This is a genomic window from Protofrankia sp. Cj5, from assembly GCF_917627405.1.
In the GTDB taxonomy this organism is placed as follows: Bacteria; Actinomycetota; Actinomycetes; order Frankiales; family Frankiaceae; genus Protofrankia.
This window is the reverse complement of the sequence record NZ_CAKJTO010000069.1, coordinates 1-17,720: the sequence shown is the minus strand read 5'-3', so window position 1 is coordinate 17,720 and position 17,720 is coordinate 1. Positions and strand designations below refer to the sequence as shown.

The following is a 17,720-nucleotide window of genomic DNA, read 5'->3' as shown; positions in this document are numbered from 1 at the left end:
AGTCCGCTGGGTGGATATCGGCGGATCCCCATGCGCATGCCCGGTACCCGATTGCCTGACCGACACGTCCCGACATCGCGCGGCCTTGGGCACAGCCAATCCCCCAGAGCTGGACAACACAGGAGACACTGACCGGCATGCCTCCCGTGCCCGGAGATGAGGGGCTCCGCCGCACCCTCACACTTCCGCCGGCCACCGACTCGCCACGGTCGGCCCGGCGGTTCATAGTGGACGCGCTGCACGGCCGTGTCGACCCTGACCTCATCGACACCGTTCTGCTGCTCGTGACCGAACTGGTGACCAACGTCGTCATGCACGCCGGCACCGACGCGACGGTCGACCTCCGGTACGACGCCACCGAACTCGCCATCACGGTCAGCGACCGCCATCCCACGACGCTGGGTGGCGTGTCGACCGCTGCCGGCTCCGACTGGCTGGCGACGCCCGACGAGGCCACCGGCGGCGGGCAGGCCAGGAAGATCGACAGTCTGCGGGAGAACGGTCGCGGCCTCGCGCTGGTGGACGCCCTCGCCACCGCCTGGGGGACCGAACACGACCGGACCGGTAAAAAGGTGTGGTTCCGGCTCGACCTTCCCGTCGAGGGCGCTGGTCGCCGCGGCGACCGCCTCGAGGCCCCCGGGCGCCCACCGCGGCGGCCAGCGGCGGACCTCCAGCGGCCGGCACGGCTGCTCGCCCCCGGCCTCGCCGCCACGCTGTCGGCCGAGGATGAGGTCCGCGAACTGCTGACCCAGCTCATAGACGCGCTGCCGAGGGCCACCGCCGGCCTGGTCCGGCGGGCCGGCCAGGCCAAGAACACCGCGGAGGTGGTGGCGGTCGTCGGCCCGACCGGCGCGGAACGGGACGCCCGCCGGCTCCCGCTCGAATCCCGGGATGGAATCGTCGGGGATCTCCTGCTGTGGTCACGGCCGCGGCCCCTGGCCACCGGCCCCGGCGATGGCCCCGGGGACAGGTCCGGGGACGGCAGCGGCGATGGCAGCGAGGACGGCAGCGAGGACGGCAGCGACGAGCGGATCGCCATGGTCACCCGTTGGATGGCGTTGACGCTCGGCGGCGCCAACCTGCGCCGTGCCGAGGAGCGCCGCATCGGCATGCTTTCCTTTCTCGCCGAGGCGTCGGATCTGCTCGCTGGCAGTCTCGACACCGAACGCAGCCTGGCCCTGCTTGCGCGCCTACCGGTGCCGAGACTGGCCCGCTGGTGCGCGGTGTACCTGCTGCGGGAGGACGGCGCGGTCAAGCTCGCCGCGGTCGGGCACGTTGACGAGGCCGAGGCCGCGGACCTGTCGGACTGGGCCGGCGACCCGGTCGGGCCACTCGCCGCCCAGGTACGGGCGACGCTTGGCGACACGGTGCGCATCGCCACGATCAATGGCGCGCCGACGGTGATCACCGCGATGCGGGCCCGCCGCCGGGTGCTCGGCGTTGTCGCTCTCGGCCGGGCCATGGGCAACAGCTTCGCGGCCGACGAGATCGAGCTGTTCGCGGACCTCGCCCGCCGCGCGGCCTTCGCCGTCGACAACGCCCGGCTGTTCCGCCAGCAGGTGGAGGTTGCCGGCGCGCTGCAGGCCGGGCTGCTGCCACCACGGCTGCCCAGCATCGACGGGATCGAGCTCGGCTCGTCCTATCGCGCGGCCCGCGCCGGGCTGGAGGTCGGCGGTGACTTCTTCGACCTCGTCCCAAACCCGGACGGCGGATGGACGATCATCATCGGTGACGTCTGCGGCAAGGGCGCGGAGGCCGCCAACGTGACCGGGGTCGCGCGGGCCGTCCTGCGGCTGCTGGTGGGACAGCGCAACAATCTTCCCGACATCATGATGGATCTCAACCGTGCGCTGCGGGACGCCGGCCACCCGGGCCCGACCGGTCAGGGACGCTTCTGCACGCTCGCCGCGGCCGAGCTGCGGCCGCCGGGCGAGCTCACGGCCGCCTGCCTGGAAGACGGCACGGCTACCAGCGCGGCAGCCCCCACGGTGACGGAACGGGTGGTCTCGATCTGCATGGCCGGGCACCCACTGCCTGTTGTCGTACGCGCGGACGGGACGGCCCTGTTCGTCGCGGAGCCGGGAACGCTGCTCGGGGTGCTCGATGACGACGACGTGGCTTTCCCCCAGGCACGGGTGGCGCTGACGGCCGGGGACGCGCTGGTCCTCTACACCGACGGGGTGGTCGAGGCCCGTCGCGGTCAGGAGCTGTTCGGCGACGAGCGGCTGCTGACGGCCGTGCGCGGCTGCGTGGGCATGTCCGCCCAGGGGATAGCCGACCAGGTGCGGGCAGCCGCCGAACGGTTCGCGGGTGGGCGGCTGCGAGACGATGTCGCGGTCGTGGTGGCCCGCATCCCGGGATAACCATCCGCGAACGATCGACGACGCCGGGACGACACGCGACTGGCGGTCAACGTTGATCAGTGACGAGAAGGGGAAATGTAGCTACGCTGCGTCATACATGACCAGCCGTCATCGACCGGTAGGCAGGGAAAGGACCGAAAGCGCTTGGAATCGTCCACCTGCGGGTAGACGTACAGAGATAACATCGCCCAAATTTGATGATCTATCGGAACAAACGGGGGTAAACGGACATGGTGGCCCACGTGTCGTCGTTTCGGCCCTCGGCCACGCACCTGCTGGTCGAGCTTCCCCACGTATCCAGCGCGGTTCCGCAGGCCCGTCGCGTGCTGCGCGAGCAGCTCACCGCCACCAACCTGCCCGAAGATGCGGTGGGCACCGCGGAACTTCTGGTCAGCGAACTGGTCACGAACGCGGTGAAGTACGGCGAGCCACCCGTGTGGCTGCTGATCGAACTGCGGCCGGGCCTCGTGCACGCGTCCGTGTCGGATACATCCGTCCTGTTGCCGCACCGTCAGCAGGTGGACCTCGGCAGTGAGGGCGGGCGTGGCCTGCTCGTCCTGGACGCTCTCGCGGGCAGCTGGGGCGCGGTGGCGGTCGACTCCGGCAAGTATCTCTGGTTCGACCTGCCCGTCGAGCTGTGACCATGGCACGCGACCACGGCTCGTGCCATACGCTGTCCGCGCCAGCGGGCACCTTTGTGACCTCGGCGTGCACCATGCCGACAGCCGTTTGGCGAGCTACAACCCCTGTGCGGCCGGTGACTCCGGCGGTGACGGTGAGGGCGGACGATGCGTTTCCATGAGAACCTTGCCGCGGCGGTCGGCGACACCCCGCTGGTCAGGCTGAACGCGGTCACCGAGGGCATCGCCGCGCCCGTGCTCGGCAAGTTGGAGTATCTGAATCCAGGCGGCTCCGTGAAGGACCGGATAGCGCTGGCCATGGTGACCGCCGCGGAGAAAGCGGGGCAGCTCCGGCCAGGCGGGACGATCGTCGAACCGACCAGCGGAAACACCGGGGCCGGTCTGGCGGTCATTGCCGCCATCCGTGGTTACCGCTGCGTGTTCACGATGCCCGACAAGATCAGCGAAGAGAAACAGGCGGTCCTGCGCGCCTATGGCGCCCAAGTGCTGGTCTGCCCGACCGCGGTCGCCCCGGACGATCCCCGCTCCTACTACTCGGTCGCGCGCCGGATGGTCGCGCAGACCCCCGGCGCCTGGAGCCCGGACCAGTACTCCAACCCCCACAACCCGGCCGCGCACCACGCCACCACCGGTCCGGAGATCTGGGCGGCAACGGACGGGCGCATCACCCACTTCGTCGCCGGGATCGGTACCGGCGGGACGATCAGCGGAACCGGCGGGTACCTCAAGGAAGTCAGCTCCGGGCGGGTGCAGGTGGTGGGCGCGGACCCGGAAGGGTCGGTGTACTCCGGCGGCAGCGGCCGCCCGTACCTGGTCGAGGGGGTCGGCGAGGACATCTGGCCGGCGACCTACGACAGGGCGGTGGTCGACCGGGTGGAGGCGGTCAGCGACCGTGACTCGTTCCTGATGACCAGGGAGCTGGCCCGTCGTGAGGGCATCCTGGCCGGTGGTTCGTGCGGGCTCGCGGTCGTCGCCGCGCTGCGGGTCGCCCGGAAGCTGGACGCCGGTGATTGCGTCGTGGTGCTGCTGCCGGACTCCGGCCGGGGGTACCTGTCGAAGGTGTTCAACGATGAGTGGATGTATGACTTCGGCTTTCTCGACCGGCCGTCGGACGAGCCGACCGTCGCCGAGGTGCTGGTCCGCAAGGCGTCCGACGCCAGCGGACCACCTGACCTGGTGCACGTACACCCTGATGAGACCGTAGGCGCGGCCATCTCCTACCTGCGCGAGTACAACGTGTCCCAGCTGCCGGTGGTCAGGCAGGAACCGCCGTTGCGCTCGGCCGAGGTAGCCGGCGCCGTCATCGAACGGGAGCTGCTCGACGCCGTGTTCGCCGACCGCTCCGCCGTCGACGCCCCGGTCGCCGACCACATGTCACCCCCGCTGCCCACGGTCGGTGCCGGCGAGCCGCTGTCGGTGCTGGTCACCATCCTGGGCGCCACCGCCGCCGCGCTCGTCCTCGAGGACGGCAACCCGGTCGGCATCCTCACCCGGTCTGACCTGCTCAGCTTCCTGGCGGCCGGATGAGCCGCCCGGACCGCCCAGATGCCCCGCGTGCCCCGGGCGGACAGGCTCCGGGCGGCTGGACCGGCGCGGGGTTCGAGACGGCCGCGATCCACGCGGGTCAGGATCCGGACGCGGCCACCGGCGCGGTAGTCGTTCCCATCCACCCGGCTTCGACGTTCGCGCAGGATGCCGTCGGCGTCCCGCGTGGGGCGTACGAGTACGCCCGGTCGGGTAACCCGACCCGGGCCGCGCTGGAGACCTGCCTGGCCGCGTTGGAAACAGGCTCGGTGGGCCTCGCGTTCGCCTCGGGGCTGGCCGCGGAGGACGCGCTGCTGCGCACCGTCTGCCGACCGGGCGACCACGTGGTCATCCCGGCGGATGCCTACGGCGGCACCTACCGGCTGTTCGCGAAGGTGTTCGCCGAGTGGGGCGTGGAGTACACGCCCGTGCCGCTCGGCGACCCGGATGCCGTGCGGGCGGCCCTGCGCCCGGGTCGAACGCGACTGCTGTGGTGCGAGACCCCCACGAACCCGCTGCTCAGCGTCGCGGACATCGCGGTGCTCGCCAACCTGATCCATGCTGTCGGCGGCCTGCTCGCGGTCGACAACACCTTCGCCACCCCGTACCTCCAGCAGCCGCTGGCGCTCGGCGCCGACGTGTCGGTCCACTCGACCACGAAGTACCTCGGCGGGCACAGCGACGTGGTCGGTGGTGCCGTGGTCGTCGCCGATCCGGCGCTGGGCGAACGGCTGCGGTTCACCCAGAACGCCACCGGCGCGGTGGCCGGGCCGTTCGACGCCTGGCTGGTGCTGCGCGGGGCGAAGACCCTCGCGGTCCGGATGGACCGGCACTGCGCGAACGCCCGCCACATCGCCGCGTGGCTGGCGGCGCATCCGGCGGTGGCCACCGTGTACTACCCGGGCCTGCCGGATGATCGTGGGCACAAGGTGGCGGCCAGCCAGATGCGCGACTTCGGCGGGATGGTCTCGTTCGCCCCGCGCGGCGGTGCGGAGGCGGCGGTCGAGGTGTGCCGGCGGACGCGGGTGTTCACCCTCGCCGAGTCCCTCGGCGGGGTCGAGTCGCTGATCGAGCATCCCGGGCGGATGACGCACGCCTCGGCCGCGGGCTCGCCACTGGAGGTGCCCGCGGACCTCGTCCGCCTCTCGGTCGGCATCGAGTCCATTGGAGATCTTGTCGACGACCTCGCCCAAGCTCTCGCCGCCGTCACCTGACAGCGGCCGGCCGGCCAATGATCAGACCGCCCTGCCCGTTACCGCAGAACACCGGCTCGGGCCGCGTTGATGACCACCCGAAGCTGGTCGGCGTCCGCGGGAACCTCGGCCTCGCCGTCCCAGGACCAGCGCAGCGCGGTGACGTCCTCGCCCCGGAGGTAGATCCGCCGGCCCTCGTCCCCGACATACCAGGTGATGGCGGCGACCTGGGTCGGATGCGGGGTGAGCAGCGTGACGGCTTCGTTCCAGGGCACCTCGGCACAGCGCCGCCGCAGCTGGTCCACGGCATTGTCATGGTCGAACGCGCACTCGCCGACCCAGGCTCCGGCGGCCAGCCGCATGGTGCCGGGGCCTCGGTCGATACCAACCCGCTCGGTACCGAGACGGTGCAGGGCGAGCTCGAACCGGAACGCCTCGCGCACCCACTCCTCCCGGTTGCCGCACATCCACGTGTCCCGCAGATAGGCGGCGAAGGCGAGTACGGACAGCTCCGGCGCGGGAAAGTAGCTTCCCGGTAACGACCCACGGCGCTGCCACTGCTGGCTGCCCAGGAAGGCCTGCATCCCGGGTGTGCCCTCGGCCGCGTAGAAGGCGAAGAAGGTCACCGGGAAGGCGTCGAGCAGGTCGGGGCCGATCCGTCCACGCCGGCGGCACACGTCCCGGACGAACCCGCCGGAGCGGACGCACGCCCCGAGCAGGTCCGCTTCGTCCGCGGGCAGCGCCGCGAGGATGCCCGGGTGCCGTCCAGCCGGGGCGTACAGCGCCTCCCAGGTGGCTTCCATCAACCGCGGGTAGTCAACCGACATCGTTCAGCAGGCTCCCGAAGTGGCGTCCCAGGACGGCCCGGCTGGCTCCCCGGGCAGCCAGCCGGGCAGCCAGCGGGGCAGTGCCGACGCCAGCTGGCAGATCGTGTGCACCAGCTCCGCCCGGGGCATCAGCTCACACTCGGCCATGAGCGCACGCAGGTTCCTCGCCCTCGGCACCAGCCGTGCGGCCAGCTCCCAGACCCCCGGCGAGACCGGGACGGTGTGGAAGTCCTCGAAAACCCGTTCCCCGCCCGGCAGTATTCGTTCGACCAGGCCGGCAAGGCGAATTTCGACGACCCGCTCCCAGCAGAAACTGTCGTCCGCCGGTTGCTCGAGCGGACGGCCCTGCTGGCGGCGCAGCCCGTAGAGGTGACCGACGTCGATTGTGACCAGAGCACCGCTCCGCTCGACGATATCGGCCAGCAACTCGAGGATATCGGCGTTGCCCACGACGAACGGGTAGGGCGCATTCCCGATCGCAATCGGCCGGTCAATCACATCCTGGGCCTGGCGAACCCGTGACACGCACCAGTCGACGGCTTCGGGTACCAGCGGCATCGGCAGCAGATTATTGATCAGCGCTTCACCGCCGCGCACCCACATCGCCAGATCCGTGGTCACCCACGCGACGTCCAGCTCGTGCGCACGCCGGCGCAGCGCCCGCAGGACGGAGGTGTCCAGCGGCTCCGTACCGGCGAGGTCGAGGTCCATGGGATGCAGGGTCAGCGCCAGCCCCCGGCCACCGAGCAGCTCCCGCGCATACTCGGCGAGGTCGGCCTGATCGGACAGAATCCCCAGGCTGTAGTAGCGGACGGGGGCGGCCGACCCGGCGGCGACCACGGCCGCGAGCCTCGCCGCCACGTCGTCGGCCACCATCGCGGCAAGATCTAACTCAGTGCTGGCCTCACAGCTGAACTCGACGCCCCGCGGCGCGGATCCGCCCCCCAGCGCCCGTGCCACCGCATCATCGGCAGGGGCGTCGCGGGCGGGGGTGTCGCGCACGATCGCCATCGGGGCCTCCACATCGGAACGGCGTCCCCCTCGGAACGGCGTCGCCCACATCGCTGCCACCCGCGGGCACAGTTACAGTCCAGACGAACTCGAATGGATTGAGGCTAAGACCCCATACACGGTCATGACAAGACCCGTGACGGTGTCTCAAAGGAATTCGCCGAACGCCGGGAACAGCCGGGTGAAAAAGGACTGCCAGTAATCCTTGTCCATTCGTTCTGCTGTTTGCCCGGCTGCTGTCTGCCCGGCCAGAACCCTCGATATCACGGTTCCGCCCGCGCTCCCGGCGCGCCCAGGACGGCTACCGGCTATGGTGCGGCGGATGAGGCCGGAGCTGCCGGCGGGACCGGCGTCTCGGCCAGGCCGATCCGGGCGTGCAGGGCTCGCAGCGGCCTGGGTGCCCACCAGTTGGCGTTGCCGGCCAACCGCATGAACGCCGGGACCAGCACCCCGCGGATCACGGTGGCGTCCAGGACGATCGCCAGCGCCGTGCCGATGCCGAGCATCTGCAGAAAGGTGACCGACGAGGTCGCAAAAGCCACAAAGGTCACCGCGAGCAGGGCCGCGGCAGTGGTCACAATCCGTCCGGTGCGGGCAAGACCGGTCGCGACAGCCTCGGCGTTGTCGACCCCGCGATCGTGCTCCTCCTTGATGCGCGAGAGCAGGAACACCTCGTAGTCCATGGACAGGCCAAAGGCGGTGCAGAACAGCAGCACCGGCATGGACGTGTCCAGCGGCCCCGGAAGGAAGCCGAGCGCCCCGGCGAGATGGCCGTCCTGGAAGATCCAGACGGCGGCTCCGAGCACGGCGGTCAGCGACAGCACGTTGAGCACCAACGCCTTGATCGGCAGCACCACGCTTCCGGTGAACAAGAAGAGCAGCACAAATGTGGCGAGCGCGATCAGCCCGATGGCCAGCGGCAGCCGGTCCGCGATCGTCTGCTTGCCGTCGACGAGTACGGCCGACCGGCCGCCGACGAGCACCGACGTCCCCGCGGGCACGGCGGCTGCCCGGACGGCCCTGGCAATGTCCTGCCCTGCGCCGGAGGCGGGGTCGACCGCGGGGACCACCTCAAGGTAGGTGCGGGCGCCGACGGCGAACCGAGCGTCGGCGGGGCCAGCTGGCGCTGCCTGCCGGCCCGCGGCAAAGGTGCCGACCGCGCTGTTCACGCTGGCCACGTTCGGCAAGGCGGAAAGTTGACCTGCGTAGGTGGCCAATGCGGACCCGGCGGGGCTGGTTGAGCCCCCACCCGCCACGCCACCCGCCACGCCGGTCACGACGACGATCGTGGCCTCGGCGACGTCCGAGGAGAAGTCGGCCCGGATGATGTCACCGACCTGCCTGCTGGACGCGGTGTCACGCAGCACCCGGTCGTCCGGCCTGCCGAACGATACATGCAGGAAGGGGCTCCCGAGCGCGACAAGCAGTGCGATGACGGGTACGCCGACGATCACCGGCCGGCGCATGACCGCGGCGGCGATGGCGCGCCAGACCCGCGATTCGGCCGCCTGCCCCGAGCCGGACCGTGCCCGACCGACCCTGAACGCATTGACCCGCGGGCCGAGCAGCATGAGCATCGCGGGCACGACCACGATCGCGCTCAGCACCGAGAAAACCGTAACCGCGATGCCGGTGTAGGCCATCGACTTGAGGAAGAAGGGCGGGAACACCAGCATCACGGCGAGGGCCACGGCAACGGTGGCGCCGCTGAACAGGATGGTCCGGCCGGCCGTGCGCATGGTGGTCGCAACGGCATCGGCACGTTCCGACCCCGCCGCGAGCTCTTCCCGGAACCGGCTCACCATCAGCAGGGTGTAGTCGATGCCGAGGCCCAGCCCCATAGCTGTGGTGAGGTTGACCGAAAAGATCGAGACATCGGTGACGCTACCAAGGACGAAAAGGATGGCAAACCCGCCGAAGATGCCGACCACGCCGACGACCAGCGGCAGCAGCGCGGCGACGGCGCTACCGAAGGCCAGGACCAGCAGCACCATCGTGATCGGGATGGCCACCGACTCAGCCACGGCGAGATCCTTCGTGACCTGGCTGTTGATGTCCTTGTCGACGGTCGCCAAACCACCGGGAACAACGGAAACCGGACCGCCGCCGGCCGCGGCCTTCTCGTAGCCGGTCACAAGATCCTTGGCGCGGTCCTTGTTGACGACCAGGGCCACAACGAGCGCATGTCGGCCGTCCTTCGACCGTAACGCAGTGTCTCCGCCGTCCCAGTAGGAGATCACCCGATCTACGCCCTGCTCAGCGCCGAGCTCACGGGCGACCTCCCTGCCGGCGGTTGTCACCGCAGGGTCGTCTACCGTTCCCGACCTGGCCGTGACGAGGAGGAGCAGGTTGGGTCTGCCACCGAAGTATCTGTTCACCGCCTGTGCCGCCCGGGTGGACTCCGACCGCGGATCGTCGAATCCCCCGGTCAGCAACTTCCCGAACGCCCCGGCACCGACCACCGCCATAGCGGCCACGACCAGCAGCGCCACCAATATGATCATCCTGGGATGGCGGGTGACAACCCGCGCGAGACGTGCGAACACCGGAGAACCCCCACAGAGTTGCCATCACCGTCGAGCACAGTGTCTACATATGCCCGATTGCCGACGGTTCCGGGTCCCCGGCCGGCAGGCCCGCGAATGCCCGCGAGCTCGCGCCGGCCGATGACCACGCCCACGGTTGACTCGACGTGACGGTTTTATACCGAACGCGTACCTATCGCCAGTGACCGGCGAGAACACGGGAGCGTGACTGACGACCGAGGTGCCGTCCGTCGGAAAACTCCATCTTCCGGACAGAAGCCCACCGCGAAGGTCATCCTGACAGAGTGTCGATACACCGATGGCGGTCACGCACGGGGGCGTCAGACGAGCACGGCGGGCGCTCCGCGCTCGTGGGCGGTATTGCCCGCACAGGCATTGCCCGCACAGGCATTGCCCGCACAGGCATTGCCCGCACAGGCATCGCCCTCGCGGGCGCGGCTGTGCTCGTCCTGACCGGCTGCGGCACGACCGACGGCATCGGCTCGGGCCGTGCCGCGGGCACCTCGCCGAAGCCAGGCTCCGCGGCGGGCGCGGACACGACCGGGACCCTGCCGAACCTGGTCGGTAAGGGCCTCCAGTTCGCCCAGGACACCGCGCAGGCGGCTGGCTTCACCACGTTGACATCGCATGACGCGCTCGGCCGGGGCCGCGGCCAGTTCATCGACCGGGACTGGCAGATCTGCGACCAAACCCCCGCGGCAGGCAAGCATCCCGTCACCACCAAGGTCGACTTCGGCGTGGTCAAGCTCGACGAGTCCTGCCCAGCCGCGGGAACCGTGGACACCACCGTCCCGAGTATCGGCACGACCATGCCGAACCTCACCGGCCGCTCGCTGAAGGCCGTCATGCCGGCCTTCGGGCGGAACTCGAGTATCACGCTGCATGACGCCACCGGCGCACGCCGTGCGGTGGTGGTCGAGAGCAACTGGAAGATCTGCTCGACCTCCCCGGCCGCCGGTAGGCCCTACTCCCTCGGGACCCCGGCCACCCTCAACGTCGTCAAGGTCGAGGAAAGCTGCCCATGACGCCTGCCGATACGCGCGGGGCAGCCGCGCGGGGCTGGGCGGCGGCCGGCCACAAAGCAACAAGTGCCCACCGGAATACCGGCCGCCAGGTGAGACAGCGAGCGATCGGAAGTTCGCCCAGGGCCTGCCGGCACCGGATGGCGCCTTACGTCGTTGTCGTCGGCCCCGGTAGAACACCGCTACCGGGGCCTGCGCCGCCTCGCGACGCATCCGCCTGGCATCGGGCACACCCCGACGGACCTCCCAGATCAGCTTCGCCAATCCGGCCAGAACCCTGGCTTCCGGCGGCCACCGCTAGGCTGCGCAGTCTCACGTAAAGCACGCGATTGAGGACGGCACGTGCCACACAGACTGGGTGACGGCGTTACGCTGAAGACGCTGATCGGCCACGGCGCCATGGGCGAGGTATCGCGTCGATGACGACTGGCAGCACGCCGCCGGGAACGGACCTCCCGGGCCCGGGAGGAGACCCGTCACCGCTGGCACCATCCGCCGGGGCGGAGCCTGCGTGGGATGCGGTACTCACCCCGTTGACCCCGCAGGACCCCCTTGAGATCAGCGGGTATCTGCTCCGGGCCCGGATCGGCGAGGGCGGCATGGGAGCGGTGTACCTCTCCTACACCCCTGGCGGCCGGCCGGTCGCACTCAAGATCGCCCGGCCGGAGTTCGCCGCCGATCCCGCGTTCCGCCGCCGCTTCGCCACGGAGGTGGCGATCGCCCAACGGGTCCAGGGCCTGTACACCGCCCCGGTCATCGACTGCGACGCCAACGCCGCGCGGCCATGGCTGGCCACCGCCTACGTCGCCGCCCCCTCCCTCGCCGCCGTCGTCGCCCGCCAAGGCCCGCTGCCGGCGGAAACCGTCCTGGTGCTGATCGCCGGCGTCGCGGAGGCGCTGCAGTCCATCCACGCCGCCGGTGTGATCCACCGCGATCTCAAGCCGGGGAACGTCATCCTCGCCGCGGACGGCCCCCGCGTCATCGACTTCGGGATCTCGCGAGCGGTCGAGGCCTCCTCCGCGGCGATCACCCAGACCGGGGTACGGATCGGCACGCCCGCGTTCATGTCCCCCGAGCAGGTGCGGGGAAAGCCCCTGGCCGCGGCCGGGGACGTCTTCTCCCTCGGCTCCACCGCCTACTACGCGATCATCGGCGAGTTACCGTTCGGCGCGGACGCCGCCGTCTTCCACCGCATCGAACACCAACAGCCCGACTGGGAGCGCTGCCCGGAGCAGGTCCGCGGGGTCCTGGAACAGTGCGTGGCGAAGGACCCGGCGGCCCGCCCCACCCCCGCGGCACTGATCGAGCTGTGCCGGGCCGCGTCCACCGACGAACGCCTGCGCATCGGCGAAGGCTGGCTACCGGCCACCGTGACCGCGGAAATCACCCGGTACAGCATCACCCCGCCATCAGCGCACCCACCATCAGCGCACCCACCATCCCCGCCGCACCCGTACCCGCCGCAGCCGGCCCGGCCGGGGACGCCTCGGCCGGGGGTAGCACCCTCGCCATCCGCGCCGCCCGCACCAACACCGCCCGACCGTCCACGGCGCAATAGGACACCATGGCTCATCGGCGGGCTCAGCGCGGCGGCAGCGCTCGTGGTCGCGATCGTGCTTCTCACGGCCCTGAACAACACTCCGTCGGGCCAGCCGAACCGCGGTGGAGCCGCGACCGGATCGGGGGCCGGAAACACGTCCATCGGCAGTGAAACATCCACCACCGGCTCCGGCTTATCCTCGTCGAGCACGCCTTCGGCCGGTTCACCATCGAGCGCGCCCTCCTCGCCTGACTCGCCGACGGCCATCGTGCTGGCCCAAGAGCGGCTGCGTATGACCGACTCAGGTGACGGGGTCGACGTCGACGCGCTGCCGCTGACCGTCAACTTCGGTGGCTTGGGGGGGAGCTTCTATACGTACGCGGGACGCATCAGTGGTAATAGGCTCGCGCTGTGGTCCGCTGCTGGCGTACCAACAGCGGATGGATGCGCTTCCCAGCTGCGGACCCAACCGATGTCAGCGATCGACATCCACACCGGTCTGCGGTTCTGTGCGACAGGTAGAAGTTCCCGCCGTATCGCCGCAGGCGAAGTGGTGTCGTACGGCAACGGGGTCAGCCAGATCCAGGTGACCATCTGGGACATCCAGTTCAACGGCTGACAGCCCTAACTGTGGGTGCCGGAGTCGGCCTTAGCGGTGGAGTCGGCCGGAGCCGTAGCCTTGGCGGTGGGGGGCGGCCCGGAATCCGGGTCGGCGTAGGCCGCCACCGGTGGACAGGTGCAGAGCAGGTTGCGGTCGCCATAGGCACCGTCGATACGGCGTACCGGCGGCCAGTACTTCGCGGTGCGCAGCGAGGCGACCGGATAGGCCGCGACACTGCGTGGATACGGCCGCGGCCAGTCGTCGGCGACCAGCATGGACGCGGTGTGCGGGGCGTTACGCAGGGGGTTGTCGTACACCGGCCAGGTGCCCTTGCCGACCTGGTCGGCCTCCCGCCGGATCGCGATCATCGCATCGCAGAACCGGTCAATCTCGGCGAGGTCCTCGCTCTCGGTCGGCTCGACCATCAGCGTCCCGGGAACCGGGAACGACATCGTCGGCGCGTGGAAACCGTAGTCGATGAGCCGCTTGGCCACATCCTCCACGGTCACCCCGGTCCGCTTCGTCAACGGGCGCAGATCGAGGATGCACTCGTGCGCCACCAGCCCGTCCCGCCCGGCGTAGAGAATGGGAAAGCAGGACGACAGGCGGTGAGCGATGTGGTTGGCGTTGAGGACCGCCACGGACGTGGCCTGGCGCAGGCCGTCCGCGCCCATCAGGCGGATGTACGCCCAGGGGATCATCAGGATGCCCGCCGACCCCCACGGCGCGCCGCTGACCGGCCCGATACCGGTCAGCGGGCCGGCCTCCGGCCGCATCGGATGGTTGGGCAGGTAGGGCGCGAGCCGCTCGACCACCGCCACCGGGCCGACGCCCGGGCCACCGCCACCGTGCGGGACGCAGAACGTCTTGTGCAGGTTCAGGTGGCTCACGTCCGCGCCGAACATGCCGGGCTTGGCGAGCCCCACCAGGGCGTTCAGGTTCGCGCCGTCCACGTAGACCAGGCCGCCGCAGGAGTGCACCAGGTCACATGCCCGCCCGATCCCCTCCTCGTAGACGCCGTGTGTCGACGGGTAGGTCACCATGAGCGCGGCGAGCCGCTCGGAGTGCGCGGAGGCCTTGGCGGCCAGATCGGCCAGATCGACGTTGCCGTCGGTGTCGCAGGCCACCACGACGACACGCATCCCGGCCATGGCCGCGCTGGCCGCGTTCGTCCCGTGCGCGGAGGACGGAATCAGGCAGACGTCGCGAGCCGGCACACCTGGCGGGTTGTGGTCGTGATGGTAGGCGCGGATCGCCAGCAGCCCGGCGAGCTCCCCCTGACTACCCGCGTTCGGCTGGAGCGACACAGCCGCGTACCCGGTGATGGCGGTGAGCCACTCGGTGAGGTCAGCGATCAGCTCCAGATAACCGGCGGCCTGGTCGAGCGGGGCGAACGGGTGGATGTCGGCAAAGTCCGGCCAGGTCACCGCCGCCATCTCGGTTGTCGCGTTGAGCTTCATCGTGCAGGACCCAAGCGGGATCATGCCACGGTCCAGCGCGAGGTCCTTGTCCGCGAGCTGGCGTATGTAGCGCAGCATCGCCGTTTCGGAACGGTGCTCGTTGAACACCGGATGGCTCAGATAGCCGCTGGTACGCGACAGCTCCGCCGGAATCGCCTGGTCGCCACCGCGAGCGCTGCTGGTGCTGGTGCTGGTGCTGATGCCGGTGGCAGTGGCGCCGGCAGCACCGGCGGCGCTGTCCGGTTTCGATCCGGATACCATCACACGATCGGCTGTGGCCGCGGCGTCCGGACCCGGCATCGTGGGATTCGCGGGCAGCGGCAGCGCCGGGACACCGAACGCCGCCCACACGGCGTGTAGGTCCGCGTCCAGTGTCGTCTCGTTGCAGGAAACACCGACGTGGTCGGCGTCGACCAGCCGCAGGTTCAGCCCACCGGTGAGCGCCGCGTCGACGACCTGCGCGGCCCGCGACGGCACGAACGCGAGCACGGTGTCGAAGAAGTAGTCGTGGACGATCTGGACGCCGCCGGCGCGGAGCCCGGTGGCCAGGCGTACCGCGTGGTCGTGCACCCGTTCGGCGATCGCGGTCAGGCCGTCCGGACCGTGGTGAACGGCATACATCGACGCCACCACCGCCGGCAGCACCTGTGCCGTGCAGATGTTGCTGGTCGCCTTCTCCCGCCGGATGTGCTGCTCCCGGGTCTGTAGCGTGAGCCGGTAAGCACGATGGCCGTCCGTGTCCACCGACACACCGACCAGCCGGCCTGGCAACAAGCGCTCCAGGCCCGCCCGGACGGCGATGAAACCAGCATGCGGACCGCCGAAGCTCATGCCCATACCAAACCGCTGCGTGCTGCCGACCGCGATGTCCGCGCCGAGCTCGCCCGGTGGCGTGAGCAGGGTCAGCGCCAGCGGATCGACCGCGACCGTGACGATGATCCCGCGGTCTCGTGCCTGCTCGAGCACGGTTCGCGGATCTCGCACCGCGCCCTCGGCGCCCGGGTAGGCAAGCAGGACGCCGAACGCGGACTCGGCCAGCTGCTCGGGCAGGACGGTTGACAGGTCCGCGACCACCACGTCGATGCCGAGAGCTTCGGCGCGGGTACGGACCACCGCGATCGTCTGCGGCAGCGTGTCCTCGTCCACGATGAACCGTGGGCCGAGCCCCTTGGCAGCCCGGCGGGCGAGCTGCATGGCTTCGGCCGCGGCCGTCGACTCGTCCAGCAGCGAGGCCCCCGCGACGGCCAGGCCCGTCAGATCAGTGATCATCGTCTGGAAGTTCAGCAACGCCTCCAGCCGTCCCTGGGAGATCTCCGGCTGGTACGGCGTGTACGCGGTATACCAGGCCGGGTTCTCCAGCACGTTGCGCTGGATCACCCCGGGCAGCACCGACGGATGGTACCCAAGGCCGATCATCGATGGCACTCGGCGGTTACGGCTGCCCAGCCGCCGCAGCTCCGCGAGCACCTCCGGCTCGCTCGCCGGGGGCGGCAGGTCAAGCCCGCTGTCGCGAATCACCTCCGGCACGGCAGCCGTGGTCAACGCCTCCAGGCTGGGGTAGCCGAGCTCCGCCAGCATCGTTTGGCGCTGATCGGCATCCGGACCGATATGGCGGTCCACGAATGTGATCGTCTCGCCGCCGGCCGGCCCGGCCGGATTCGCGGCGGGCCGCGCCGTCCGCGCCGCTACCGGCTCGGGCAACACCGGCTCCGGTGCCAGGGAGACAGACGACGGGATGGCTGATCCCGCCACGGTGGCCGGCAGCTTGCTGAGCGTCCCATCACCGACACGCTCCGGACCGCCACGATGGCCGGTGCGGCTGCGGCCAGCACCGCCGCTGTGGTTGCCGCCGGCCGCGCCACCGGGCGTACCGCGGTCAGCGCCACGGCCCGCACCGTTACGTGCTGGGGACGGACCACCTGCGGATGAGGGAGAGTTCGTGTGCACTGTCGAAACGCTCCAGAGGTCGGGCAATCCGGCGGACCCGCCGGTCGCGGCTGGCCTCCCCCCTCTGTACATCTGCCTGAGAGTTTCACCTGCCGCGGTCGGTCCGTGGACCGGTGCGGCTGGCTTTCACCGTCGGCGGGAGGCCTGTCGGCATCCACTTTCCAGAGCTGCCTGGCCCGGCGGTCGCCTCAGCCTGAGAGTTTGTGGGGAGATCTTGCTCCTTCGGCGCCACGGGCACGGACTGGCGTGCCGTGGGCTCTCCCGCACGGGTGTGAGCGGCGTCGATATACGGTTATGTGACCATTCTGTAATTAGGGTGACCGGCAATAGGGGATGCGGTGTCGCGGGGCTGGGGCACGCACCTCGCCGCATCGCTCCCCGTCCGTCGCTCCCCGTCCATCGCTGCGCGATGCACGGGTACCCCGGCTCGTCAGTCACCACCCAGCACCAGGGTGACTCCCTCCGCCGCCTTGCGCCGCACGCACCCCAACCCCGCTCCTTGATCCACACCCCCATTACCGGGCGCTCTTAGTCGATAGTCGATCGGTTAGGCAGCCAGCCCGATCCTAGGGTTTCCAGCGGCCCGCCGCCAATGTCAGTCGTGACAATCCATAAAAAATGGTACATATTTTGCACTTCAATGACTTGAGTAAGAGGATCTGACAGTCGGGCATTCGATCAGACAGCGGCGTCCGGGTGGATGGATCACGAGGTAACGGAGGGATGCACCCTGTGTTGGGCGTCGGCCGACGACAACGACCGGCAACGCCGACCGGGCGGCGCGAGCCGGACATTTTACCGGGCTGAACCGCGGTTCAGCTCCGCTACGGTCGGGATGAGGTCACCGATAGTGGCGTAGTCGACCGCGACAAACGTCGGCAACCGCCCATGCGCACGCTGGCACGCCCCTATCTGATCAAGCAGGGATGCCCGGCGGTTCACCACTGCCGCGTCAGCCCGGCTGCTCGCGGTCCGGGTAATCCAGTGATTGATGAGAATGATCGCCGGCTTCCGCTCGCCGCGCCCGAAGGAGCAGGTGAAACCG

At 70.0% G+C, this 17,720-nt stretch carries 10 protein-coding genes, 1 pseudogene and 2 riboswitches; of the genes and pseudogenes, 6 read left to right on the top strand and 5 right to left on the bottom strand.

The features are described from left to right. The first annotated feature begins 137 nt into the window (after positions 1 to 137). The 4 genes from MJ777_RS15285 (at position 138) to MJ777_RS15270 (ending at position 5,742) form a co-directional block, all read left to right on the top strand. Positions 138 to 2,363: a SpoIIE family protein phosphatase gene (locus MJ777_RS15285; protein WP_239376952.1), complete on the top strand. Its 2,226-nt coding sequence runs from the start codon at positions 138 to 140 to the stop codon at positions 2,361 to 2,363. Positions 2,364 to 2,593: 230 nt separating this feature from the next. Next, positions 2,594 to 3,004 carry an ATP-binding protein gene (locus MJ777_RS15280; protein ID WP_239312389.1) on the top strand — a complete coding sequence of 137 codons (411 nt, stop codon included), beginning with the start codon at positions 2,594 to 2,596 and terminating at the stop codon, positions 3,002 to 3,004. 147 nt (positions 3,005 to 3,151) lie between these two features. After that, a complete protein-coding gene (locus MJ777_RS15275) occupies positions 3,152 to 4,531 on the top strand; it encodes a cystathionine beta-synthase (protein WP_239312387.1) in 1,380 nt (459 codons plus the stop codon). Further along, entirely contained in the window at positions 4,528 to 5,742 is a 1,215-nt protein-coding gene (locus tag MJ777_RS15270) for a cystathionine gamma-synthase (RefSeq protein ID WP_239312385.1), read from the top strand. The genes MJ777_RS15275 and MJ777_RS15270 overlap by 4 nt, the downstream gene beginning before the upstream one ends. Before the next feature lie 38 nt (positions 5,743 to 5,780). Here MJ777_RS15270 and MJ777_RS15265 read toward each other — a convergent pair whose 3' ends face one another. From MJ777_RS15265 to MJ777_RS15255, 3 genes are all read right to left on the bottom strand, one after another. Beyond that, positions 5,781 to 6,548 carry a hypothetical protein gene (locus tag MJ777_RS15265; protein WP_239345523.1) on the bottom strand — a complete coding sequence of 256 codons (768 nt, stop codon included), beginning with the start codon at positions 6,546 to 6,548 and terminating at the stop codon, positions 5,781 to 5,783. A 3-nt stretch (positions 6,549 to 6,551) separates the two neighbouring features. Then, positions 6,552 to 7,559: a DUF692 family multinuclear iron-containing protein gene (locus MJ777_RS15260; protein WP_239376951.1), complete on the bottom strand. Its 1,008-nt coding sequence runs from the start codon at positions 7,557 to 7,559 to the stop codon at positions 6,552 to 6,554. Between the two features lie 308 nt (positions 7,560 to 7,867). Then, positions 7,868 to 10,105: an MMPL family transporter gene (locus MJ777_RS15255; protein ID WP_239376950.1), complete on the bottom strand. Its 2,238-nt coding sequence runs from the start codon at positions 10,103 to 10,105 to the stop codon at positions 7,868 to 7,870. A gap of 284 nt (positions 10,106 to 10,389) precedes the next feature. On the opposite strand from MJ777_RS15255, the gene MJ777_RS15250 reads away from it, so the two are divergent. After that, positions 10,390 to 11,130: a hypothetical protein gene (locus tag MJ777_RS15250; protein ID WP_239376949.1), complete on the top strand. Its 741-nt coding sequence runs from the start codon at positions 10,390 to 10,392 to the stop codon at positions 11,128 to 11,130. Between the two features lie 416 nt (positions 11,131 to 11,546). Beyond that, a complete protein-coding gene (locus tag MJ777_RS15245) occupies positions 11,547 to 13,286 on the top strand; it encodes a serine/threonine-protein kinase (protein WP_239376948.1) in 1,740 nt (579 codons plus the stop codon). A 5-nt stretch (positions 13,287 to 13,291) separates the two neighbouring features. On the opposite strand, the gene gcvPB is transcribed toward MJ777_RS15245, so the two are convergent. Then, positions 13,292 to 16,357 carry an aminomethyl-transferring glycine dehydrogenase subunit GcvPB gene (gcvPB, locus tag MJ777_RS15240; protein WP_255724092.1) on the bottom strand — a complete coding sequence of 1,022 codons (3,066 nt, stop codon included), beginning with the start codon at positions 16,355 to 16,357 and terminating at the stop codon, positions 13,292 to 13,294. A 372-nt stretch (positions 16,358 to 16,729) separates the two neighbouring features. Next, positions 16,730 to 16,845, bottom strand: a riboswitch (glycine riboswitch). Then, a riboswitch (glycine riboswitch) is annotated at positions 16,846 to 16,950 on the bottom strand. A gap of 520 nt (positions 16,951 to 17,470) precedes the next feature. Continuing rightward, positions 17,471 to 17,720 (bottom strand): annotated as a pseudogene (locus MJ777_RS15235) (hypothetical protein); the annotation flags it as partial.